Annotated in this window: 20 protein-coding genes; 6 read left to right on the top strand and 14 right to left on the bottom strand. The window is 58.0% G+C overall.

Features of this window, described 5'->3' with window-relative positions:
• Positions 1-54: 54 nt before the first annotated feature.
• Positions 55-936, bottom strand: a complete 882-nt coding sequence (locus tag KUF54_RS16825) for a neutral zinc metallopeptidase (RefSeq protein ID WP_219343956.1) — start codon at positions 934-936, stop codon at positions 55-57.
• 158 nt (positions 937-1,094) lie between these two features.
• On the bottom strand, positions 1,095-1,397 hold the full coding sequence (locus tag KUF54_RS16820; RefSeq protein ID WP_219343954.1) for a metal homeostatis BSD2 family protein: 303 nt from the start codon (positions 1,395-1,397) through the stop codon (positions 1,095-1,097).
• Between the two features lie 282 nt (positions 1,398-1,679).
• Here KUF54_RS16820 and nadA point away from each other — a divergent pair, with 282 nt between their 5' ends.
• Entirely contained in the window at positions 1,680-2,825 is a 1,146-nt protein-coding gene (nadA, locus tag KUF54_RS16815) for a quinolinate synthase NadA (RefSeq protein WP_219343952.1), read from the top strand.
• A gap of 10 nt (positions 2,826-2,835) precedes the next feature.
• Positions 2,836-4,395: an L-aspartate oxidase gene (gene nadB, locus KUF54_RS16810; protein ID WP_219343950.1), complete on the top strand. Its 1,560-nt coding sequence runs from the start codon at positions 2,836-2,838 to the stop codon at positions 4,393-4,395.
• A gap of 75 nt (positions 4,396-4,470) precedes the next feature.
• Here the strand turns inward: nadB and dcd are convergent, their stop codons facing one another.
• The 3 genes from dcd to KUF54_RS16795 form a co-directional block, all read right to left on the bottom strand.
• Positions 4,471-5,037: a dCTP deaminase gene (gene dcd / locus KUF54_RS16805; protein WP_219343948.1), complete on the bottom strand. Its 567-nt coding sequence runs from the start codon at positions 5,035-5,037 to the stop codon at positions 4,471-4,473.
• Positions 5,038-5,101: 64 nt separating this feature from the next.
• On the bottom strand, positions 5,102-6,394 hold the full coding sequence (guaD, locus tag KUF54_RS16800) for a guanine deaminase (protein ID WP_219343946.1): 1,293 nt from the start codon (positions 6,392-6,394) through the stop codon (positions 5,102-5,104).
• 252 nt (positions 6,395-6,646) lie between these two features.
• Positions 6,647-7,537, bottom strand: coding sequence for an MBL fold metallo-hydrolase (locus tag KUF54_RS16795; RefSeq protein ID WP_219343944.1), 891 nt, complete (start codon positions 7,535-7,537; stop codon positions 6,647-6,649).
• A gap of 123 nt (positions 7,538-7,660) precedes the next feature.
• Here KUF54_RS16795 and KUF54_RS16790 point away from each other — a divergent pair, with 123 nt between their 5' ends.
• The gene (locus tag KUF54_RS16790) at positions 7,661-8,608 is read left to right on the top strand and encodes a LysR family transcriptional regulator (RefSeq protein WP_219343941.1); all 948 of its coding nucleotides are present in this window, start codon (positions 7,661-7,663) and stop codon (positions 8,606-8,608) included.
• Positions 8,609-8,633: 25 nt separating this feature from the next.
• Here KUF54_RS16790 and KUF54_RS16785 read toward each other — a convergent pair whose 3' ends face one another.
• Together KUF54_RS16785 and KUF54_RS16780 are read right to left on the bottom strand one after the other, a co-directional pair.
• Positions 8,634-9,857: a BMP family ABC transporter substrate-binding protein gene (locus KUF54_RS16785; protein ID WP_255576184.1), complete on the bottom strand. Its 1,224-nt coding sequence runs from the start codon at positions 9,855-9,857 to the stop codon at positions 8,634-8,636.
• Positions 9,858-10,172: 315 nt separating this feature from the next.
• A complete protein-coding gene (locus KUF54_RS16780; RefSeq protein ID WP_219343939.1) occupies positions 10,173-11,069 on the bottom strand; it encodes a LysR family transcriptional regulator in 897 nt (298 codons plus the stop codon).
• A 109-nt stretch (positions 11,070-11,178) separates the two neighbouring features.
• Between KUF54_RS16780 and glaH the strand changes: the two genes are divergently transcribed.
• From glaH to KUF54_RS16765, 3 genes are all read left to right on the top strand, one after another.
• Positions 11,179-12,102, top strand: coding sequence for a glutarate dioxygenase GlaH (glaH, locus tag KUF54_RS16775; RefSeq protein WP_219343937.1), 924 nt, complete (start codon positions 11,179-11,181; stop codon positions 12,100-12,102).
• A gap of 113 nt (positions 12,103-12,215) precedes the next feature.
• The gene (locus KUF54_RS16770; RefSeq protein WP_219343935.1) at positions 12,216-13,454 is read left to right on the top strand and encodes an alpha-hydroxy acid oxidase; all 1,239 of its coding nucleotides are present in this window, start codon (positions 12,216-12,218) and stop codon (positions 13,452-13,454) included.
• A 55-nt stretch (positions 13,455-13,509) separates the two neighbouring features.
• Positions 13,510-13,953, top strand: a complete 444-nt coding sequence (locus KUF54_RS16765; RefSeq protein WP_219343933.1) for an HIT family protein — start codon at positions 13,510-13,512, stop codon at positions 13,951-13,953.
• Between the two features lie 144 nt (positions 13,954-14,097).
• Here KUF54_RS16765 and KUF54_RS16760 read toward each other — a convergent pair whose 3' ends face one another.
• The 7 genes from KUF54_RS16760 to KUF54_RS16730 all read right to left on the bottom strand — a co-directional run bounded on the left by KUF54_RS16760 (position 14,098) and on the right by KUF54_RS16730 (position 22,335).
• Positions 14,098-15,144 (bottom strand): adenosine deaminase, encoded by a 1,047-nt coding sequence (locus tag KUF54_RS16760; RefSeq protein ID WP_219343931.1) that lies wholly within the window; start codon positions 15,142-15,144, stop codon positions 14,098-14,100.
• Complete coding sequence (locus tag KUF54_RS16755) at positions 15,144-16,118, bottom strand: aromatic ring-hydroxylating dioxygenase subunit alpha (protein ID WP_219343929.1); 975 nt, start codon at positions 16,116-16,118, stop codon at positions 15,144-15,146. Before KUF54_RS16755 ends, KUF54_RS16760 begins: the two co-directional genes overlap by 1 nt.
• 83 nt (positions 16,119-16,201) lie before the next feature.
• Positions 16,202-17,359 carry a BMP family ABC transporter substrate-binding protein gene (locus KUF54_RS16750; protein WP_219343927.1) on the bottom strand — a complete coding sequence of 386 codons (1,158 nt, stop codon included), beginning with the start codon at positions 17,357-17,359 and terminating at the stop codon, positions 16,202-16,204.
• A 190-nt stretch (positions 17,360-17,549) separates the two neighbouring features.
• Positions 17,550-18,698: a BMP family ABC transporter substrate-binding protein gene (locus tag KUF54_RS16745; RefSeq protein ID WP_219343925.1), complete on the bottom strand. Its 1,149-nt coding sequence runs from the start codon at positions 18,696-18,698 to the stop codon at positions 17,550-17,552.
• A gap of 64 nt (positions 18,699-18,762) precedes the next feature.
• Entirely contained in the window at positions 18,763-19,683 is a 921-nt protein-coding gene (locus KUF54_RS16740) for an ABC transporter permease (protein ID WP_219343923.1), read from the bottom strand.
• 2 nt (positions 19,684-19,685) lie between these two features.
• Positions 19,686-20,780, bottom strand: coding sequence for an ABC transporter permease (locus tag KUF54_RS16735; protein ID WP_219343921.1), 1,095 nt, complete (start codon positions 20,778-20,780; stop codon positions 19,686-19,688).
• Entirely contained in the window at positions 20,773-22,335 is a 1,563-nt protein-coding gene (locus KUF54_RS16730; protein WP_219343919.1) for an ABC transporter ATP-binding protein, read from the bottom strand. The genes KUF54_RS16735 and KUF54_RS16730 overlap by 8 nt, the downstream gene beginning before the upstream one ends.
• Positions 22,336-22,408: the final 73 nt, after the last annotated feature.

Raw genomic sequence — 22,408 nt, 5'->3', positions numbered from 1 at the left:
GCAAAAAAGAAAGGCCTGTGACGGATCACAGACCTTTTTATGGAGCACAGAAATTTATAGTGACTGGGCCGCGAAGGTGTCACAGGCTTTAACGCTACCTGTTTTATAGCCCTGTGTGAACCAGCGCACACGCTGGGCGCTAGAGCCGTGGGTAAAACTATCAGGGCGCACCGTGCCCGTCGCCTCGCGCTGCAGTTTGTCGTCGCCAATTTGCTGCGCCGCATTCATGGCCGACTCGATATCACCTTGCTCCAGCCAGCTCTTGGCCTGCTGCGACTTGTTGGCCCAAATGCCAGCCAAGCAATCGGCTTGCAACTCAAGGCGCACTGACATGGAGTTTTGCTCACGCTCGCTCACACGGCCGCGCATGGCATCCACCTTGCCAGAAACACCCAGCAGGTTTTGCACATGGTGGCCCACCTCATGGGCAACCACATAGGCGCGGGCAAACTCACCAGGAGCGCCCAATTGGCGACTCATGGTGTTGAAAAAGTCCATGTCAAGGTAGACCTTATAGTCACCCGGGCAGTAAAACGGGCCCATCGCTGACTGGCCGGTACCGCATGCTGTGCGCGTCACGCCGGTAAACAAAACCAGCTTGGGGCTTTGATACGTGGCGCCGGCTTCACGAAAGACTTGAGTCCAGACATCTTCGGTCGAGGCCAATACTGTAGAGACAAACTTGCCCCCTTGATCATTGGCCGCAGGGTGCTGCGCAGGCGCTTGCTGCTGCACCTGGGGCGAGCCACCGCCAGAGAGCATGCCAATCGTCGTCAACGGGTTGATGCCAAAAACGCCCCAGCCAACCAGCGCCAGCACCACGGTGCCAATGCCAATGCTGCGCCCCCCAATGGGAAAGCCTCCACCGCCACGGCCACCACCGTCGCCCCGGCGATCTTCGACGTTATCTGATTCGCGGTTGCCTTCCCATTTCATGATGCTTACTCCTGTTGTGCTGTACGCGATGTACATGTTGTACCGGGCCTGCGCTTGGGTGGCGATATTAAGTGCTGCCACCGCAATTTGACGACTCCAACTTCGCTTTTCAACCAAGGCCAGCCCTTAGTCACCATTGTTGACCTTTAAAAAGTTCTTCAGCGCCCAACGGGGATTGGAGCCGCTACAGGCTGGTTACGCATCATCTGCTCTTGCACCACATCCACCATGCTCACCAGCAAAAAGGCCACGATCAGCAAGCCGACGATGGCAAGGATGATCGACATCCAGAACTTACCGGATGAAGACTTGCTAGGTGCTGCCGTCTGCTGCCGGGTCGGCACATAGCTCTGCTTGACACCGTCATCCTTCCAAGCTGGCTCAATCGAGCCATAACTCGAAGGCGACTGCGTCCAAGACGGATCTTTGCGTGGTTTTGAACGAGAGGAAGAGCCAAACATGCGTGCAAAAAAATAGATAAATATGACAAGCCATATTGTGCGCTGTGCTCATGCCCCGCCATAAGGCTTACAAATGACGTTAAAGAGGACGTTGCTAATTGCTCACACTTTGGAAGCATTTAGTTCTTTATCCATAAGCACTACAGCCATATTTCAATGAAATACGGACTCTCCCTGATGCATCACCAAGCCGGCTGAGCAGATGACAAATTCTGAAAAACACGTTCTAATAATACTCAGTCTGAGTATAAATATTCAACAACGCAATTCAGGATAGAGACAATGCCAATCAAGACTGTGGAATTCGACCAGCCCACCCTCAGCGGCAGCCACAACAACAGCGCTCAATGCAGCATCGGTCAGGCTTGGGCCAGAGTGCTGCCAGAGCAAGATCTGGAGCAGCAGCGCCAAACTGCACAGCGCATCAAAGCTTTGCTCAAGGAGCGCAACGCCGCCATGGTCGCCCACTACTACGTGGATGGAGCGCTGCAAGACTTAGCCCGTGATAGCGGTGGCTGCGTGGGCGATTCGCTGGAGATGGCACGCTTTGGCGCTGAGCACCCTGCTAAGACTTTGGTAGTTGCAGGCGTACGTTTCATGGGCGAGACGGCCAAAATTTTGAGCCCCGAAAAAACCGTACTCATGCCTGATGGTGATGCCACTTGCTCACTCGATTTGGGCTGCCCGGCAGACGAATTTAGCCAGTTTTGCGACGCCCACCCCGACCGCACCGTGGTCGTCTACGCCAACACCAGCGCCGCCGTCAAAGCACGGGCTGACTGGGTAGTTACCTCATCGGTAGGGCAAGACATCGTGGCCGAGCTTCATGCGCGCGGCGAAAAAATTCTCTGGGCACCTGATCGCCATCTAGGCGGCCATATCCAAAAACAGACCGGCGCTGACATGCTGCTGTGGCAAGGCAGCTGCGTGGTGCACGATGAATTCAAGGCTGACGAGCTGCAAGCACTGGCTGATGCCCACCCCGAAGCCGCAATCTTGGTGCACCCCGAGTCACCGGCCGCCGTCACCGCGCTGGCGAATGTGGTGGGCTCCACCACCCAGCTGATTGCCGCCGTGGGCAAGTTGCCTACCAACACCTTCATCGTCGCCACCGATCAAGGCATTCTTCACGATATGCGCCAGCGCTATCCGAGCAAGATTTTTCTGGCCGCCCCCACAGCAGGCACAGGCGGCAGCTGCAAAAGTTGCGCCTTCTGCCCCTGGATGGCGATGAACAGTTTGCAAGGCGTGGAGCAGGCTTTGTTGCACAGCAGCGGCGCTATTGAATTGGATGCCACTCTAGGGCTTGCCGCCCGCAAGCCCATACAGCGCATGCTGGACTTCGCCGCCGCCCAACGCCAGCGCGTGCAGGCCAGCGGCGATATGCAGCGCGACACCGCCCTATTCAAAAACTTCGGTCCCGCCTGAAGGAGCCGCCATGCCTCACTCCCAAACAGTCACCGACAAAGTCACTGACACTGACAGCGATGTGCTCATCATCGGCTGCGGGCTGGCCGGCATGACGCTGGCGCTCAGCCTTCCGCCCACGCTGCGCATCACACTGCTGAGCAAAGGCGCTGCCCATGAATGTGCCAGCGCCTGGGCTCAAGGCGGCATTGCCGCTGTGCTTGATGCCAGCGACAGCATAGAAGCACATGTGCAAGACACGCTCACCGCCGGTGCAGGCCTATGCGATGAAACCGCCGTGCGCCGCATTCTGGAGCAAGGCCCTGCCGCCATTGAATGGCTGCTGGGCCACGACGTGCCCTTCACCACAGAAGTCAATGGTCAATTGCACAAGTTGCACCTAACCCGCGAAGGCGGCCATAGCGCCCGGCGCATTGCACATGCGGCAGATCGCACCGGCCACGCCGTGCACCAACGTTTGCTGCAGGCCTGCAAGCTGCGCAAGCACATCACACTGCTGGAACACTGCACCGCCACCGACTTGCTACAAGACGCGCAGCAGCGCTGCATAGGCGCCGCCGTGCGCCATGCCGATGGGCGCGTGCAGCAGCTACGCGCGAGCCACACCGCTTTAGCCACAGGCGGTATGGGGCAGATTTACGCGAGCACCACCACGCCCACCTGCGCCACTGGCGACGGTATTGCCATGGCTTGGCGCGCAGGCTGCGCGGTGCGTGATTTAGAGTTCATGCAGTTCCACCCCACGGCGCTGCATATCCACGGCAAAGCGGTGGGCTTGATATCCGAAGCCCTGCGCGGCGAAGGTGCGCTGCTTTACTTGCCCAAAAAAGATGGCAATCCCGGCGAGCGCTTCATGCTGCGCCACGACCCTAGAGCCGAGCTAGCTCCGCGCGATATCGTATCTCGCGCTATTGATGCAGAAATGCGCGAGCGGCATCTGCCCTATGTGCTGCTAGACATCACCCACCAAAGTCGTGAGTGGCTGGCGCACCATTTCCCCGGTGTAATGGCCCTGTGCGCCGCACATGGCATAGACATTGCCACCCAAGCGATTCCTGTGGCGCCCTGCGCCCACTACACCTGCGGCGGCGTACAGGCCTATGTGAATGGGCGCACCAGCATGGCTGGGCTCTGGGCAATTGGCGAGGTGGCCCGCACCGGCTTGCATGGCGCCAACCGACTGGCCAGCAACTCTCTGCTGGAATGCGTGGTCATGGGCCGCGCTGCAGCGCATGCGATGGCAGCGCAGCCCTTGCCCAAGCACTGCATCATTCATAGCAGCAAACGCAATGAGCCTAAAGGCTTGAGCCCTATTACGCCATTGGAGATGCAGCAATCTCTGCAGCAGCTCATGCAACAAAACGTGGGTATTGTGCGCAGCAACCACAGCCTGATTACCGCAGCCAAGCAGCTCGTGCTTTGGAGAGCTCAGTGGCGGGCTGCAGATCACGCCGTGCGCAACCAGCTGACGCTGTGCAGCCTGATGGTGGATGCAGCATTGCAGCGCCACGTCAGCGCAGGCGCGCACTACAACTTAGATTGGCCCGCTCTTGAAGAGGCCACGGCATAAGTTCGACTTGAGTACAAAAAAGCCCGCTGTAAAAATAACGGGCTTTTTTAATGAGGCTAATGAGGCTTCAGGCCATCAGGCGCGGGGCAAGGTCACGCCCTGCTGGCCTTGATACTTGCCATTGCGGTCCTTGTAGCTGGTCTCGCACTGCTCATCACCTTGGAAGAACAGCACCTGAGCGCAGCCCTCGCCCGCATAAATTTTGGCGGGCAGCGGCGTGGTGTTGGAGAACTCCAGCGTCACATAGCCTTCCCACTCTGGCTCAAACGGCGTCACGTTGACGATGATGCCGCAGCGCGCATAAGTGCTCTTGCCCAGGCACACGGTCAGCACATCACGGGGAATGCGGAAGTACTCCACCGTGCGGGCCAGCGCAAAGCTGTTGGGCGGGATGATGCAGTAGTCACCATCCATATCGACAAAGCTTTTTTCGTCGAAGTTCTTGGGGTCGACCACGGTGCTGTGAATATTGGTGAAGACCTTGAATTCACGCGAGCAGCGGATGTCGTAGCCGTAGCTCGATGTGCCGTAGCTGATGACCTTTTTGCCGTCGACCTGGCGCACCTGGCCGGGCTCGTAGGGCTCGATCATGCCGTGCTGCTCCGCCATTTGACGGATCCATTTGTCGCTCTTGATGCTCATTGCTAATCCTGTTTCGCTTGATTTTTTGATAGCGCTATACGGCTATGCAACCAGCGCAAGAGTGCTATTTTGCTTGAGAAACAATGGTTTGCTCAATCAAGCGGTCATCTCCCAAAATGATCATGGCAAACAGCAGCTCATCGAGATTTCCCGCCTGCGCGGTCTTGCGCGCCAGCAAAGGCGTGCAAGCGGGGTTGATGACAACAAAATCGGCCTCGCAGCCCGGCTGCAAATTACCCACCATACCCGGCAAGCCCAGCGCCCGCGCTGCGCCCGCTGTGTGCTGCCACCACAGGTTTTGCGGCGACAAGCTCTGGCCCTGTTTGGCATGGCTTTCACGCCCCACCACATAAGCCGCCTGCATAGTGCGAAACGGCGAAAAGCTCATGCCGCCGCCCACATCGCTGGCCAGCCCATAGAGCATGTTTGACGCGTCGGCCTTGAGGTAATCAAAGTAGCCGCTGGACAGGAACAGATTGCTGGTCGGGCTCACGGCCACCGACGAGCGCGTATCGCGCATCAATTGGCGATCGGTCTCATCGAGCCAGATGCTGTGCGCATACACCGCCCTCTCGCGCATCAAACCAAAGTCGTCGTACACAGCCAAATAGCTGCGCGCTGCCGGGAACAGCTCTTTAACCCAGGCGATTTCGTCCAAATTCTCAGCGACATGGGATTGAATCCAGACATCTGAATACTTAGCCGCCAGCTCACCCGCACCACGTAACTGCTCGGGCGTGCTGGTGGGCGCAAAGCGCGGGGTGATGGCGTAACCCAACCTATCCACGCCATGCCAGCGCTGAATCAGGGTTTCTGTATCTATGAGGCTTTGCTCAGTCTCATCGCGCACGCCATCGGGGCTGTTGCGGTCTTGCATGACCTTGCCGGCAATCATTCGCATGCTGCGCTTTTGGGCCGAGGTCATGATGGCATCGACCGAAGCAGGGTGCGATGTGGCAAAGGCCAGCGCCGTGGTCACGCCATTGCGCAGCAGCTCATCCATGAAGAATTCGGCCACTGCATCGGCATACTCGCGGTCATGAAAACGCGACTCATGCGGAAAGGTGTAGTTCTCCAGCCAAGGCAGCAGACCCGCAGCCGGTGCGCCAATCACATCGGTTTGCGGGTAGTGGATGTGCATATCCACAAAACCCGGCGCCAGCAGCTTGCCGGGCAGCTGGATGAGTTCCGCCCCTTCGCGATGAACATATTGATCAGCCAGCGCCTGCCAGCTGCCTGCCGCCACGACGCGCTGCACGCCTGCTGCATCGGCAGCCACAGCCAGCAAAGCGTCGGAGTCATAAACCGCTTGGCCGTTATCAGCAAAGCGCAGCAAAGCACTACGGTAGATTTTCATAGGCTTGAGCTTAAGCGGCCTCGCCAAAGCGCAGTACATCGCTGTAGTTATATGAGCTATATGAATTGGCAAAAAATCGCCAAGCCAGTTCGTAAAACGGAACCTGCTGGTCCGCTCTTTACGGCCGAAAAATGATCAAAAAACGAATCTAGCCATTAATTTGCAAGGACTAAAAGCTATCATTTTTGAAGCATCTTTAGCTTTTTTGCACATTCTCCATTCTTCAATCTCGGGCGGGCGCTGCCCCAAGAATTACTGCGGCCACTTCATCTCGCCCTTAAACACCTTGGCCGACAGATTCAGCGACTCAGCGCCTGCCAATGCCGGGTATTCGCTTTGCATGGCTTGCACCAAAGCGGCGGCGTTTTCAGCCTTGGCAGACTGTTTTTTAAAGTTCTGGATATAGCTTTTGCTAAAGCGCACCGCCTCCACACCCTCAGGCACATCGCCCAGATAGTGACCGGGTACGACCTTGGTTGGGTGCAGCTGCGTGATGGTATCCAAATTGCGCACCCATGCAGCGCGCGCTGCCGGGGTCTGTGCATCAGCCATCCAAAGATGAATGCCGCTAGACACAGCCACGCCACCCAAAACCACCTTAGTGGATGGCACCCACAAATAACCCGGAGCGCCCTTCGCTGCATAGCCCTTGATGTCCACGCGCTGGCCGTCCACCGTGAAGTGCTCAGCCTTCCACGCCGTGGGGAGCACCAGCTTTTGTGGGGCGTTGTCTTTCAAAATTGGGCCCCAATAGGCCAGCTTGCCCTGCATTTGCTTTTCAATTGCATCGACCGTCTGCTGTGTTGCAACGATGGCGACATGGGGAAAGGCCGCCTGTATCGTGTCCAGCCCAAAGTAATAGTCCGGGTCAGCCCGGGTGATGAACACCATCTTCAAAGCCTTGCCGCTGCGCTTGATCTGCTCAACCAGCGCCTGTGCATCGTTGCGCTGAAACTGGGCATCAACCAGCACCACCTCTTTAGGCCCGCTAATGAGCGAGGCAGACACCGGGAACACCGACTGGCTGCCCGGGTTATAGGTCTGCACCTCAAGGGCAGCGCCCTTGGCTTGCGCCACGCTGGTACCCAGCAAGCTGGTGATGGCCATCAGGCCCGAGACGGCCAAGGTTTGACGACGGTTCATGGTGTGATCTCCTGAAAAAAGATGAATGATTTGCGCGGTAAAACCACAGCTTAGTCATTCAGACTCGATCAATAAACAGCACAATGATCAACAGTTTGTTGCACAGATCGACCAGATAACGCTATGGACCGTATTACTGCCGCCCAGGTTTTTGTCACCATCGCCCAGCGCGGCAGCCTGACGGCTGCGGCAGATGCGCTGGATATGTCACGCAGCATGGCCAGCCGCTACTTGGCTGAAATGGAGCAATGGGTCGGTACGCGCTTGTTTCATCGCAACACCCGCCGCATTGGATTGACGGCAGCAGGAGAGCGCGTGCTGGAGCAAAGCCAAGCGCTGCTAGCTCTCTCGCAGCAACTGGCTCAGCCTGCCAATGGCTCGCCCACGCAGCTCAGCGGCCAGCTTCGCGTCGCCTGCTCACAATCGCTCGCGCAAGCGGTTTTGGTTGAGATGCTGGGGCGCTTTTTAGCCTTGTACCCGCAGGCTCATATCGATCTGCAAACGACAGAGAAAACCGTCGATCTGGTGGAGGAGCGCATTGACCTGTCGATCCGCATCTCCAACGAGCTAGACCCCACACTCTTTGCCCGGCCTCTGGGGCTTTGCCGCTCCGTGGTGTGCGCAGCGCCTGCGTATCTGCAGCGCTATGGTCGGCCACTCATGGTGGCTGATCTCAGCGGGCACAACTGCCTGAGCTTTGCCTACTTTGGCCGCAGCCAGTGGCAGTTCGCACAAGCAGGTGTCAGCACCGATATTCCCGTGCGCGGCAACCTCAGCGCCAATGACAGCACGGCCCTGCTTAAAGCCACGCTGGCGGGCATTGGCATCAGTCTGCAGCCTTGGTATGCAGCGGCGCCCCATGTTGCCAGCGGTGCTCTTGAAGTGCTGCTGCCCGGGGCCTTGCCCCGGGAGCTGGGCATTCACGCGGTCTATACCTCTAAAGAGCACCAATCGCCGCTGATGCGAGCCCTGCTGGACTTTTTGGTTCAAGACTTTTCGCACAGCGACATGCGATTAGCGGAAAACACGCCAGAAAGAGCTCCGCAAAGCGCTCCAGAACAGCAACGCTGATCGCGCTCAACATCTATGGCTACCCTTAGGGCATTTTCCCAATCACACCCTCAGCCAGCCAATTCATGTCCAGAATCTGCGCATCGGTCAATGATGTTCCCGCAGGGATTCGCACAGCGCCAGCGTTGTCGCGCACCGGCTGCTTGCCTGCGGCAAAAGGCAAAAGCTGGCCCTTGGCCATTTGTTTTTCACGCATCAGCACCTCATCGCGCACAGATTGGCTGAGCTTGGGGCCAAAGCCTTCCACGCCCACCATCTCGTCTTTGACGCCACCCCAGAAGTCCTGACTCTTCCAGCTGCCGTCCAGCACCGCCTTGGCGCGCTGATCGTAATACTTGCCCCAGCGGTGGGTCACGGCCAGCAACTGCGCATCGGGCGCCACCTTGCGCATGTCGGTATGAAAGGCAATCGCCATCTTGCCGCGCTCCTGCGCGGCCTGCATCACAGCAGTGGATGCGACCTGAAACGCCACCACATCCACATCTTGGTTGAACAGCGTCATCGCCGCCTCGCGCTCGCGTGGTGGGTCAAACCAGTTGTTGAGCCAAATCACGCGCACCTGCGCCTTGGGGTTGATACTGCGCATGCCCAAAGCAAAGGCATTGATGCCCTGCAGCACTTCAGGAATGGGAAAGCCCGCCACAAAACCCGCCACGCCGGTCTTGCTCGCTCGTGCGGCGGCAATGCCCGAGAGATAGCGCCCCTCGTAATGCCGCGCATTGGCCGTGGCCACATTAGCGGTGCGCTTGTAGCCGGTGAGGTTCTCAAACTTCACATCCGGAAAGTCTTTGGCCACCTTGATCGTGGGCTCCATATAGCCAAAGCTGGTGGTAAAGATCAGTTTGTTGCCGCTGGCGGCCAAGTCGCGCAGCACGCGCTCGGCATCTGCGCCTTCGGCCACGTTATCGACGGCCGTGGTCTGCACCTGCGCCCCCAGCGCGGCCTGCATGGCTTTGCGCCCGTCTTCGTGCTGGCGCGTCCAGCCGGCATCCAGTACGGGGGTGACGTAGACAAAGGCGGCTTTGAGCGGCTGCGCGGCGGCGGCCATACCGATACTGGAAGCTAGCAGCAGCGTGGTGGTAAGCAGGGGAATGCGACGAATGGTTTTGAACATCATGATGTAACTCATAGCGTTCGGAGCTGGGAAATGGCTGCACAAAGCGGCAAGTAGTCGCGCCAAAGCACGCACCAGAGGGAAAACAGCAGGTGCCGCGCCATAAGGGCGAACAAGCGGTAGTGCAAAAGCCATGCACACCTCACGAACAGAAGCGGGGTTTGAACGTGAGGTGGTTATGCGGCGCGGCCAGCAGAGGGTGGCGCAGCGGCAGCTTGAAAGACAAATCGGATGCAGAGATCATCGCCCACGCACAGGTGGTTGATTTGTCTGCGTATTTTAGAAGTGACGCTCTTCATGGGACTACCTCGACGGGATAGCGAATGGGACAGTCTGCGCGGCAGAGCGCGCAGACACGAGCCGCTATTGTCTCGCCAATTCAGACTGTAAGTGGCGAGCTGCAACTATTTCCACAGAGAAAGCCCGTCGCTTTGCCGCAGCGCACTGCGCTTACTCAATGCAAGCCTTAGCTACGGCCAAAAAGGCGCGCACAGCCGGTGAGTTTTCCCGCTCGCGGTAGGCCAGTGCCATGTGCACCTGCTCTTTGAAGTCGCGCAGCGGCCTGAAGACAACGCCGGGCTGATTAATCAGGCGGTTTGACTCTGGCAACACCACAATTCCGTAGCCTGCTGCAGCCAAACTGGTGGCGGTCACAAAGTCATTAACGCGGTAAGCCTCACGAGCTGAGAAGCCTGCTGCGTCTGCCAAGCGGGCCAGCACATCGGCAAAGCCTTCGCTTTCATTGACAAACTGCGGCGCAATAAAGGTTTGGCCGCGCAAATCGGCGGCGCTGATGCTGTCATTGCGCGCCAGCGGGTGGTTCTCAGCCATGGCCACCATAAAAGGTTCGCTGTGCACGATCACGGCTTTTACGCCCTCAGGGTAGCGGCGGCGTGGGCGCAGCAGCCCCGCATCAATCTCGCCCAGCTGTAGCGCCTGCAATTGGCGCGGGGTTTCCATTGCCAGCACCTGCATATGCACTTGCTCATGGCCGGGCCTGAACGCGGTCAGCACCCGCGCTAGCATGCCCGAGGTAACGGCCGATGAGATATAGCCCAGCTTGACGTAACCACTCATGCCCTGCGCCGCCAGCTGACCAATTTGCTGCGCCCGCTCCATGTGGCGCAGCACGATTATGGCCTCTTCATACAGCAGCTCGCCTGCATCGGTCAGCGTGATGGGCTTGCGCTTGTTGCGCTGCAGCAGGCGCACACCGAGTTGCTGCTCTAGCTGCTGCACCTGAACGCTAACGGCGGACTGGGCCACGCCCAACTTGTCTGCAGCGCGAGAAAAATGCAGCTCTTGAGCCACGGTCACAAAGTGCTCTAGTTGCCTATAGCTAAGCATCCAATCCTTTTAATCTGAATTAATGATTAAACAATGCATTTCAACCCGTAGATCGTATCAAACAAGCCGTGTCCAATCACCCTATTCCTGATTGAAGTATCCACCCACTATGAACGCGACTACACCCCAGCAATTGATTCAGTCTGCCGCTTACGAGATCAGCACTCACCCAGAGCACCCACGCCTGCTCAAGCTCAAGCTGAACCCCGAAGCGCTGTCTGCCTATCTGGACGATGTCAAAGACATCGACGTGCAGAATCTGGAATACGTGCCGTTTATGCGCTTTCACCTGGCGCGTCGCCTGAAGGCGCATCTGGGTCAAGACTTTGCGGACACATTGGTGCGCATCCTCAAAGACCGCAAGCACGGCGGCTTTGTGCTGGGTATGGAAGGCCTGACACAAGACAACAACGAATACGTGAAGTTTGGCACTGCCATCGGCCACCTGCTGGGCCCGAGCAACCACGACTCCATGTCCAACAAGTACTACGCGCGCTTCTTGGTCAAGCACACGGACGCTAGCGATTCATACCTGCGTCAAGCCTATCGCCTGTTCACCATGCACACTGACGGCACCTTCGTGACCGAAGCCACCGACTGGTTGCTGATGATGAAGTTCGACGAGCAAAATGCCGTGGGCGGCGAGTCGCGCTTTTTGCATCTGGACGACTGGAGCGAGCTGGACCGCTTTGTGCAAGACCCGCTGGGCGCCAAGCCCCTGCTGTACAAGGCTCCCGGCTCCAAGAATGTGGAAGAGCGTGTAGAGCGCCCCGTGTTCTTCCACGGCGAGTTCGGCCTGTCCATGTCCTTCATCGACCAGTTCGTGCAACCGGCTAACGATGCAGAAGCCGAATATCTGCAAAACCTGTCCGAATCGATGGAAAATTCCCCCGGCACCCGCACTGTGGGCCTGCCCACCGGCGACTTGGTGGTGCTGAACAACTACTTCTACGTGCACGGCCGTGCTCCGTTTGAAGTCAATGAAAAGCTCCAGCGTGAACTGATGCGCCAGCGCGGCACATTTGCTCGATAAGATCTGCTCGATCAGATTTGAGCTTTTGCTGTTGATGCTGCGCCCCCGTACACGCAAAGTGTGCGGGGGCGTAGCCAGTTATTTGTCCGACATTCGCTTTCGAAGTTTTCACCATGGCACCGTCACAAGCCCCTTCTGCAACCCCCGCACCCAAGGCGCAAGCCGCCGCCTATGGCCAGCGCGCAGGGCTGCCCCGTCATCTGCAGAACATCTTGTCGCTGCCCGACTTTGAAACCGCAGCCCGCAAGCACCTGCCGCGCCCTCTTTTCGGTTATGTCTCTGGCGCGGCGGAAGACTGCGTTTCGCTGCAAGCCAACCGCGACAGTTTTCAGCAGTACGGCTTTAGCTCCAAGGTGATGGTCGATGTTTCGCAGCGCAGCCAACAGGTAGAGCTGTTTGGCCAGACTTGGGACTCACCCTTTGGCGTGGCCCCCGTGGGCATCAGCGCCATCAACGCTTACCGTGGCGATCTGGTGCTGGCACAAACGGCGGCTTCCAACCGCATTCCCGCCATCATGAGCGGCACCTCTCTTATTCCCATGGAAGACGTGGCCAAGGCCGCACCTTCCACCTGGTTCCAGGCCTATCTGCCCGGCGACACCACGCGCATTGATGGCCTGATCGACCGCATCGAAGCCGCAGGCTTTGGCACGCTGGTCATCACCGTGGACATTCCCGTCTGGGCCAACCGCGAAAACAATGTGCGCACCGGTTTTTCGATGCCGCTGCGCCCTTCGCTGCGCTTGGCTTATGACGGCATCACCCGCCCGCGCTGGATGGTGGGCACCATGCTGCGCACGCTGATCAACCACGGTATGCCGCACTTTGAAAATTCATTCGCCACACGCGGCGCGCCTTTGCTCTCAGGCACCGCCATTCGCGACACCACGGGCCGTGACCACTTGAACTGGAAGCACATTGAGCGCATTCGTCAGCGCTGGAAGGGCAACCTCGTCATCAAGGGCATCTTGAACGAGGACGACGCCGCAATGGCCGCAGACATTGGCGCGCAAGGCATCGTGGTCTCTAACCACGGCGGCCGTCAGTTGGATGGCGTCGTCGCACCACTGCAAATGCTGCCCTATGTGGTGGACCGCGTAGGCCACCGCACCGCCGTGATGATGGACAGCGGCATTCGCCGCGGCAGCGATGTGCTCAAGGCCGTAGCTTTGGGCGCACGCATGGTCTTCCTGGGCCGACCCTTTATGTACGCCGCTGCAGTGGGCGGCGCGCAAGGCGTAGACCACGCCATCACGCTGCTGCGCGATGAAGTGGACCGCAACATGGCCATGCTGGGTGCGAACTCTATGGCGGAAATCACCAAGAATTGTTTGCGCCCTGCTCAACGCTAATCAGGCGCATCAGCCTCTAAGATAAGACGCTCAAACCTTCAAAAAGGAGAGCGTCATGCCCATGTTTGTAGACCACTCGCCTGCGGGCGAGTGCATCTTCTGCAAGCTCGTCAACGGTGAGATTCCATCCGCCAAAGTCTATGAAGATGAGCTGACCATCGCCTTTATGGACATTGGTCAGGCCACGCGCGGCCATGTGCTGGTGGCCAGCAAGCGCCATGCAGTCAACCTGCTGGAGCTGACGACTGAGGAAGCCGGCGCCGTGATGCAGACGGCCCAGCGCGTGGCTGATGCGGTGAACAAGGCTTTTGATCCAGACGGCATCAACATCTTTCAGGCCAATGGCGCACCTGCGGGGCAGACGGTGTTTCACTTTCACCTGCATGTACTGCCGCGTTTTGAGGGCGATGGATTGTCTGTGGTTTGGCAGCGCCAGGAGCCGGGCTTTGCCGCGCTAGGCGAGCTGGCTGAGAAAATTCGTGCGCAACTGGCCCGCTAAGCGCGTCAATCGCAGCCACAAAAACGGCGTCCTTAGACGCCGTTTTCATTCAATTCAATAGCTGCTTGCCCGTGTCTTTCATGAGTTTCAGCACTTAAAGCATCCAAACCCATTGAAATTCAAGCGCTAGCTGCTATCAAAAGACTAGTTTGCAAACTGAGCAAAGGTCGCGTCCAGTTTGGCAATCCACTCGGCCTTTTGCGCATCGCTGACAAAGCTGGCTTCCAGGCTGTTGCGTGCTAGTTGATAGGCCTCATCCGCGCCCATGCCTGTTGCCGCAAACAGCTGGGTGTAGTTCTCGTTCACATAGCCACCAAAGTAAGCCGGGTCGTCCGAGTTGATCATGACCTTGAGGCCCGCCTTCAAAAGACGCGGCAGGTTGTGATCGGCCAAATCGTCCACCACGCAAAGCTTGAGGTTCGATAGCGGGCAAACCGTCAGCGGGATTTGCTCATTGGCCAAACGCGCCATCAACTGCTCGTCTTTTTCGGACTGCACGCCGTGGTCAATACGCTGCACGCCCAGCGTATCCAGCGCACCCCAGATATAGGCGGGCGGGCCTTCTTCTCCGGCATGGGCCACCAAGTACAGGCCAAGCTCTTTGGCGCGTGCAAACACGCGCTCAAACTTCTCGGGCGGGTTGCCTAGCTCGCTGCTATCGAGGCCCACGCCGATAAAGCGGTCGCGTAGCGGCAGTGCTTCTTGCAGCGTTTGCAGCGCACTTTCTTCGCTCAGGTGGCGCAAGAAATTCAAGATCAGCGTGGCAGAAATGCCTTGCTCAATCTGGGCATCACGGCAGGCACGATACAGGCCGTTGATAACGGTTTCCATGCCCACCCCGCGCTCGGTATGCGTTTGCGGGTCGAAGAAGATTTCCGTGTGCACCACGTTATCGGCCACAGCGCGGTCCAGATAGGCGCGCGCCATGTCGTAGAAGTCTTGCTCGTACAGCAGCACGCTGGCACCGGCGTAGTAGATGTCCAAAAAGCTTTGCAGATCCGTAAAGGCATAAGCAGCTCGCAATGCCTCCACGTTTTCATAGGCCAGCTTTACGTTGTTGCGCTGGGCCAGTGCAAAGATCAGCTCAGGCTCCAGCGAGCCTTCGATATGCATGTGCAGCTCAGCCTTGGGCATGGCGCGCAGCAGCTCTGGCAAGCGTGAAGCATCAATGGAAGGTACGGAATAATTCATCAGCAAACTCCAAAGTTGATTGCCTGCGACTTGAGAAAACGGCGGTAAGCCGAGGACATACGGTCTGCTGCGGAGTGCATTTCCGCACGCGGATCCAGCGGCAAAGCCTTTGGCAATTGCGACTCCAGCACCGGCTGGTCTTGCACAAAAATGGTGTGCTGGAAGGTTTGCAGCTGCTCGTCGCTCGATTCAAAGTCTGCCACAGCCAAGCGGAACCAGACACGGCTGGTTTCCGGGGTCACGGGGCAGATGAACAGGCCGATCTGCTCGCGCCAGCCTTGCTTGGAGCTGCCTTCTTCCGGAATCTTGGTCAACACCGCGTTGTAGGGCGCTGTCACCTCATAGGTGTATTCCACTTCTGCAGCCTGTGTGGAATGCAGATTGGACTGGGGCTGCACCGCCTTACAGCCTGTGGCCAGCACGCCTGTGGGCGTGACTTCAACCTTGTAAGCTGCCATGGCCGTGGCATCGCGGCTGCCCAGCCAGCCTTCGTGCACAAAGCCGAAGTGGGACATGTCCAGAAAGTTCTCAATGATGCGCGGGGCGCTGGCGGCCACGTCGTAGGGGCCGCAATTCACTTTGCGCAGGTGCGCATCAGACTCGGCGGCAAACGCGGGCAACTGGCTCTCGCCGGGCTCCAAACGCACCCACACCAGCCCATAGGCTTCCTGCACTTCAAAGGCCTTCACGCGCTGCGATGCGGGGGGCGTGAAGTCAGGCACCGCTGGCACTTTGACGCACTGACCGCCTGTGGCAAATTGCCAGCCGTGATAAGGGCACTCCAAGTTGCCGTTTTCCACCCGGCCCATAGACAGTCGCGCGCCGCGGTGGGGGCAGCGGTCCACAAACGCTTGGACTTCGCCTTCGGCATTGCGCCACAGCACCACGGGTTGCTCCAGCAGTTGCACGGACAAAGGCGCGCTGACGACTTCGAATGATTGGGCTACAGGGTGCCAGAGGCTACGTTCAGTCATGGGATCACTCTTCATTATTCAAATACAAAGAGCCGCCCTAGGGCGGCCCTGTCACAGCTCAAGCGAGCTTATAGAGGTAGTGCTTACTTAGCCTCACCACCTGGTACTTTACCTTCAACGCCCTTAACGTAGAAGTTCACGCCCTTAAGGAAGCCATCGTCAGCCACTGCATCAGCAGCCACTAGCACCTTGCCATCTTGACCGGTGATTGGGCCCTTCCAGATGGAGAATGTACCGTCCTTCAAGCCAGCCTTCACTTGCTCAACCTTTGTCTTGACTTCGGCAGGGATGTCGTCAGCCAAAGAAACGATGTCGATCGTGCCGTCCTTGACGCCACCCCAAGTTTGGCGGCTGCTCCACTTGCCTTCCAAGGCGTTGCGAGTGGTCTCGATGTAGTAAGGAGCCCAGTTGATGATGGCCGAGCCCAGATGAGCCTTGGGGCCGTAGGCGGTCATGTCCGAATCCCAACCAAAGGCGCGCTTGCCCTTTTCCTCAGCAGTCTTCAACACGGCTGGGGAGTCGGTGTTTTGGAACAGAATGTCAGCGCCGCCGTTGATCAGGCTGGTCGCCGCTTCAGTTTCCTTGGGTGGGCTGAACCATTCGTTGACCCAAACCACCTTGGTCTTGATGTTGGGGTTCACGGACTGAGCGCCCAGCGTGAAGCTGTTGATGTTGCGGATCACTTCAGGGATTGGCACCGAGCCGACCACGCCCAGCGTGTTGGACTTGGTCATGCCGCCCGCAATAATGCCGGCCAGATACGCACCTTCGTAGGTACGGCTGTCATAGGTGCTGACGTTGGCTGCCGTCTTGTAGCCGGTGGCGTGTTCCCACTTCACATCCGCAAATTCGGGGGCCAGCTTTTGGATCACATCCATATAGCCAAAGGTGGTGCCAAACACCAGCTTGTTGCCCTGCGAAGCCAAGTCGCGCAGCACGCGTTCAGCGTCAGCGCCTTCGGGCACGCTTTCGACATAGCTGGTCTTGATCTTGTCACCAAACTCTTTTTCCAAAGCCAGGCGCGCTTGGTCATGGGCAAAAGTCCAACCACCGTCACCCACAGGGCCGACATACGCAAAAGCGACCTTCAAAGGCTCAACTGCAGCAGGTGCAGGAGCTGCAGCAGGCGCAACAGCAGGAGCTGCTGCTTCTTCCTTTTTGCCGCAGCCCATGAGAGCAGCCGAGGCCACGGCCGTCAAAGCGGCAACTTTAATCAATGAACGCTTGTTGAAGTCAGTCATTCATGTTTCCTTGGAGAGGTTGAGGTAGTTATTGAATGCAAACGCGATGTCAAACTAACCTCATCGCGCTTTGGTCAATATATGCAAAAATTGAGCCAATTTGTAGACAGGTAGCTTTGAAACGACAGCGCAAAAGAAAGGCTCCGAGGAGCCTTGAATGGACGTCTGTCAGACGTCCTGCAAAAAATGCTTACTTGGCACCGGGCACATTGCCCTCGACACCATTCACATAGAAATTGATGCTACGCAGCCAAGCGTCATCGGCGACCTTTCCAGCCTCCAGCACTTCCTTGCCTGCGTTGTCCTTGACAGGACCAGTCCAGACGGAGAATGTGCCGTCCTTCATGCCAGCGCGGGCCTTTTCGACCTTGTCCTTGATCTCTTGAGGAACGTCGTCAGCGATCTTCTTCAGATCGATAGCGCCTTCCTTGACGCCCCACCAGAAGTTGCCAGTTTGCCACTTGCCATCCAGCTGGTCTTGCACCACTTTGGTGTAGTAAGGAGCCCAATCGATCACTGCCGATCCCAAATGGGCCTTGGGTGCAAAGCCGCTCATGTCGCCGTCTTTGCCGAAGGCGCGAACACCGCGCTCTTCAGCCGTCTTCAGCACAGCAGGGGAGTTGGTGTTTTGGTACATCACGTCAACACCGCCGTTGACCAGGCTGTTGGCAGCTTCGGATTCCTTAGGAGGTGCAAACCATTCGTTCACCCAAACCACTTTGGCCTTGATGGATGGGTCAATGCTTTGTGCACCCAGCACAAAGGCGTTGATGTTACGCACCACTTCGGGGATTGGCACCGATGCCACCACACCCACGGTCTTGGTCTTGGTCATGGCACCCGCCACGATACCGGCCAAGTAAGCACCTTCAAAGGTCTTGGTGTCGTACACGGCAGCGTTCTCAGCGGTCTTGTAGCCGGTAGCGTGCTCAAACTTCACACCGGGGTTGTCGGTCGCAACGCGCTGCACAAAGTCTTGATAGCCGAAGCTGGTCGCAAACACCAGCTTGTTGCCCTGACCGATCATGTCGCGCATTACGCGCTCAGCGTCAGCGGACTCGGGCACGCTCTCAACCATGGAGGTCTCGATCTTGTCGCCGAACTTTTCTTGAATCGCCTTGCGGCCCAGCTCGTGCTGGAAAGTCCAGCCGCCGTCGCCGATGGGGCTCACATACATGAAGCCAACCTTGAGCTTGTCAGCAGCAGGAGCGGCAGCCGCTGGCGCAGCAGCGGGGGCTACAGGAGCCTCTTCCTTCTTGCCGCAAGCTGTCAGGACAGCCATGGAAACAGCCGACAGGCCAATCATTTTGATCAGAGCGCGCTTACCGAGAGTGTTCATCGAAGTTGTCCTCATGATTTTAAAAAAAGCGAATTGCACCACATCTGGGCACCATATCTGGGCATCACGCCCCGGGATAGAAAGGTTTTCCTAGGGATGCAGGCATATTTGCGCGAATCCAAGTCGGGTTGCGCGAGATCAGCACCAGCACCACGATAGTGGCGATGTAGGGCAGCATGGACAGAATCTGGCTCGGAATCTGCACACCTGTGGCCTGTAGTTGAAACTGCAGCATGGTCACGCCGCCAAACAAATAAGCACCCAGCAAAACACGGGCAGGACGCCAAGTAGCAAAAGTCGTCAGCGCCAGCGCAATCCAGCCGCGGCCAGAGACCATGCCCTCCACCCACAGCGGTGTGTACTCGGTAGAAATGTAAGCACCCGCCAGTCCACACATGGCGCCGCCAAACATCACCGCCATCAGGCGGATACGGCGCACGGGGTAGCCCAGCGCGTGAGCGGACGAAGGCGACTCACCCACGGCGCGCAATATCAAGCCAGCGCGCGAGCGGTACAGAAACCAGACCATGGCCGCAGCCAGCAAAATCGTCAGATAGACCAAGGGGTCATGATCGAACAAAGCCGGGCCGATCAAGGGCAGATCCTTGAGGTAAGGAATGCCATCTGGAGCCAGCTCAGGCATCTTGGCCTGCACAAAATTGAGGCCCGCAAAGGCAGAAAACCCCGCCCCAAACAAACTGAGCGCCAAGCCTGTGGCGTACTGATTGGTGTTGAGCCAAATCACCAGTACACCAAAAATGCCCGCCAGCAAAGCGCCAGCGGCCATGCCAGCCGCATAACCAGCCCACTCATTGCCGGTGTAAACCACCACAATAAAACCGGCCAGCGCGGCGCAAAGCATCATGCCCTCGGCACCGAGGTTGACGATGCCCGCTTTTTCGCTAATCAACAGTCCTAAAGCAGCCAGTGCCAAAACCGTACCGGCGCTCAAAGTGGAACCTAAAAGCAGTGCATAGGATTCCATCTTCAGGCCCCTTTAACGTTGGAAATAGCGACGCTGGCTTTTTGCCCCACCCAGCGAATGCGGTAAGCCACCAAGGTATCGCAGGCCAGCAATGCAAACAGCAGCAAGCCTTGGAACACGCCAGTCAGCGCTTTTGGCAGGCCCAAGCGCGACTGCGCCAGCTCACCGCCGATATAGAACATGCTCATCAAAATGGCCGAGAAAATCATGCCTATGGGGTGCAAGCGCCCCACAAAGGCCACGATGATTGCGGCAAAGCCGTAGCCTGCAGGCACATAAGGCGTGAGCTGACCCAGAGGGCCAGCTACTTCCAGCGCGCCAGCCAAACCAGCTGTAGCGCCAGAGATTAGCAAAGCAACCCACAGCGCTTTGCGCGAGGAAAAACCGGCGTAGCGCGCAGCAGCCGGGGCCAAGCCGCCCACTTGCAGCGCAAAGCCTGCACGGGTACGGAACAAAAAGGCCCACAGCAAGCCTGCGCCCACCAGCGAGATAACAACGCCGATGTTCATGCGCATGCCCTGCACAAGGCGCGGGATCTGCGTTACGCGCTCAAAGCTCTTGCTTTGCGGGAAGTTGTAGCCCATGGGATCTTTCCAGGGCCCATAGACCAGATATCCCAACACCAGCACAGCCACATAGACCAGCATCAGGCTGACCAAAATTTCATTGGCGTTAAAGCGGTCTCGCAGCAGCGCCACAATGCCCGCCCAAGCCATGCCGCCCAAGATACCGGCCAGCATGATGGCCGGCACAATCCATGGCCCTGTGCTTTTGTCTGCCAGCAGCGCCATGCCGCCAGCGGTTACAGCGCCAATAACGAACTGGCCTTCGGCACCAATATTCCAGACATTGGAGCGAAAGCAGACCGCCAAACCCAGCGCAATCAGCAGCAGCGGCGTGGCCTTCATGGCCAGCTCGCCCAGTGCATAGCTCGATTTGATGGGCTCCCAGAAAAAGGCCTGCAACCCCTTGACCGGGTCTTTGCCTAACAGGGCAAACAGGCACACACCCACCAACACCGTGATGAGCAGGGCCAAAATGGGCGAGCCATAAGTCCAGAACTTGGAGACTTGAGGGCGTAGTTCTAGCTTAAGCATGAGTTGCTCCCTCAGCTACAGTGGGCACTTCCCAAAGACCACTCATCCATTCACCAATTTGCTGCACCGTGGCATCTGCTCTTTGCACTGAAGGGCTCAAGCGGCCCTTGGCCACTACGTGCAGGCGGTCACATATCTCAAACAACTCGTCCAACTCCTCGCTGAGCACCAGCACGGCACAGCCTTCGTCACGCAATTTCAAAATCGCACCGCGAATCTGTGCAGCAGCTCCCACATCCACCCCCCAGGTGGGCTGAGAGATGATGAGCAAACGCGGCTTGGCGTCAATTTCACGTCCCACAATGAACTTCTGCAGGTTGCCGCCAGACAGTGACTGCGCAGGCGACGCAGGCCCCCCGGCTTTAACGTTAAAGCGCGCAATGATGTTTTTGGCATGGGTCTGCAGTTGACTCATGCGAATCCAGCCGCCCTTGCCCAAAGAGTCTTTACGGGTGAGCAGCATGTTGTGCGCCAGACTCATGCTGGGCACGGCACCACGGCCCAAGCGCTCTTCAGGCACAAAGTGCAAGCCCATGCCGCGGCGGCGACCGGGGCCCATACGCCCCACGCCCTTGCCTAGCAGTTGCACCATTTCAGGCTCGGCACGCGTGTCTTCCCCCGACAGCGCGTACATCAGCTCTTTTTGGCCATTGCCAGAAACACCTGCAATACCCACGACCTCGCCGGCCTTGACCTGCAGTGCGATGTCTTGCAGATCCACGCCAAAGGCGTCTTGCGTCTTTATCGACAGAGCCTGCACGCGCAGCACGGTATCGCCCGTGTTGGCGCTGCGGCGCTCCAGCTCTGGCGGCTCCGAGCCAATCATCATGCGCGATAGCGAGGCATTTGTTTCTTCGGCCGGGTTGCACTCACCCGTCACCACGCCGCCGCGCAGCACGGTGCAAGCCGTGCACAGCGAGCGAATTTCATGCAGCTTGTGGCTGATGTAGAGAATGGAGCAGCCCTCGGCGGCCAAGCGGCGCAGCACGACAAACAGCTTTTCAACCGCATTAGGAGTGAGCACTGACGTAGGCTCATCCAAAATCAGCACGCGCGGGCGGGTCAGCAAAGCGCGGATGATCTCTACGCGCTGCATCTCGCCGACAGACAAGGTGTGAACCGGGCGATGCGCATCGACTTCCAAGCCGTAGTCACGCGCCGTGGCCTCAACTTGCTCAGTCACCTTGGCCAAAGACATGCTCTTGTCCAGGCCCAGCCACACGTTCTCAGCCACGGTCAGCGTGTCAAACAAGCTGAAATGCTGGAACACCATGGCAACGCCTAGCGCACGCGCCTCTTGCGGGTTGCGAATTTGTACTGGCTTGCCATCCACCAAAATGGCGCCTTCGTCCGGCTTGACAGCGCCATAGATGATCTTCATTAGCGTGGACTTGCCCGCGCCGTTCTCGCCCAAGATGGCGTGGATTTCGCCGGGCTTCACTTTCAACGATACCTTGTTGTTCGCAACAACAGCGGGGTATCGCTTGGTAATACCCTCCAACTGCAAGCGCAATGGGGCACTCGCAGCTGAAGATTGTGTTGGTGGGGGATTCATCGCTGGATTGTCTCTCAATTCAAATAACAAATTGACTCAAACAGGCTCTCTACGCTGACCAGTAAGGGAGTAC

The sequence above is a fragment of the Comamonas sp. Y33R10-2 genome (assembly GCF_019355935.1).
Lineage (GTDB): Bacteria > Pseudomonadota > Gammaproteobacteria > Burkholderiales > Burkholderiaceae_C > Comamonas.
This window is presented reverse-complemented; position numbering and strand designations above follow the sequence as displayed.

What these genes read in the sequence shown, in the direction of transcription:
- KUF54_RS16745 (WP_219343925.1), bottom strand. Translation starts at nt 18,698, where the DNA reads ATGAACACTCTCGGTAAGCGCGCTCTGATCAAAATGATTGGCCTGTCG.
- KUF54_RS16755 (WP_219343929.1), bottom strand. Translation starts at nt 16,118, where the DNA reads ATGACTGAACGTAGCCTCTGGCACCCTGTAGCCCAATCATTCGAAGTC.
- dcd (WP_219343948.1), bottom strand. Translation starts at nt 5,037, where the DNA reads ATGAGCATCAAGAGCGACAAATGGATCCGTCAAATGGCGGAGCAGCAC.
- KUF54_RS16770 (WP_219343935.1), top strand. Translation starts at nt 12,216, where the DNA reads ATGGCACCGTCACAAGCCCCTTCTGCAACCCCCGCACCCAAGGCGCAA.
- KUF54_RS16740 (WP_219343923.1), bottom strand. Translation starts at nt 19,683, where the DNA reads ATGGAATCCTATGCACTGCTTTTAGGTTCCACTTTGAGCGCCGGTACG.
- KUF54_RS16820 (WP_219343954.1), bottom strand. Translation starts at nt 1,397, where the DNA reads ATGTTTGGCTCTTCCTCTCGTTCAAAACCACGCAAAGATCCGTCTTGG.
- KUF54_RS16795 (WP_219343944.1), bottom strand. Translation starts at nt 7,537, where the DNA reads ATGAACCGTCGTCAAACCTTGGCCGTCTCGGGCCTGATGGCCATCACC.
- KUF54_RS16765 (WP_219343933.1), top strand. Translation starts at nt 13,510, where the DNA reads ATGCCCATGTTTGTAGACCACTCGCCTGCGGGCGAGTGCATCTTCTGC.
- glaH (WP_219343937.1), top strand. Translation starts at nt 11,179, where the DNA reads ATGAACGCGACTACACCCCAGCAATTGATTCAGTCTGCCGCTTACGAG.
- nadA (WP_219343952.1), top strand. Translation starts at nt 1,680, where the DNA reads ATGCCAATCAAGACTGTGGAATTCGACCAGCCCACCCTCAGCGGCAGC.
- KUF54_RS16785 (WP_255576184.1), bottom strand. Translation starts at nt 9,857, where the DNA reads ATGGCTTTTGCACTACCGCTTGTTCGCCCTTATGGCGCGGCACCTGCT.
- nadB (WP_219343950.1), top strand. Translation starts at nt 2,836, where the DNA reads ATGCCTCACTCCCAAACAGTCACCGACAAAGTCACTGACACTGACAGC.
- KUF54_RS16730 (WP_219343919.1), bottom strand. Translation starts at nt 22,335, where the DNA reads ATGAATCCCCCACCAACACAATCTTCAGCTGCGAGTGCCCCATTGCGC.
- KUF54_RS16825 (WP_219343956.1), bottom strand. Translation starts at nt 936, where the DNA reads ATGAAATGGGAAGGCAACCGCGAATCAGATAACGTCGAAGATCGCCGG.
- KUF54_RS16750 (WP_219343927.1), bottom strand. Translation starts at nt 17,359, where the DNA reads ATGACTGACTTCAACAAGCGTTCATTGATTAAAGTTGCCGCTTTGACG.
- KUF54_RS16780 (WP_219343939.1), bottom strand. Translation starts at nt 11,069, where the DNA reads ATGCTTAGCTATAGGCAACTAGAGCACTTTGTGACCGTGGCTCAAGAG.
- KUF54_RS16790 (WP_219343941.1), top strand. Translation starts at nt 7,661, where the DNA reads ATGGACCGTATTACTGCCGCCCAGGTTTTTGTCACCATCGCCCAGCGC.
- guaD (WP_219343946.1), bottom strand. Translation starts at nt 6,394, where the DNA reads ATGAAAATCTACCGTAGTGCTTTGCTGCGCTTTGCTGATAACGGCCAA.
- KUF54_RS16760 (WP_219343931.1), bottom strand. Translation starts at nt 15,144, where the DNA reads ATGAATTATTCCGTACCTTCCATTGATGCTTCACGCTTGCCAGAGCTG.
- KUF54_RS16735 (WP_219343921.1), bottom strand. Translation starts at nt 20,780, where the DNA reads ATGCTTAAGCTAGAACTACGCCCTCAAGTCTCCAAGTTCTGGACTTAT.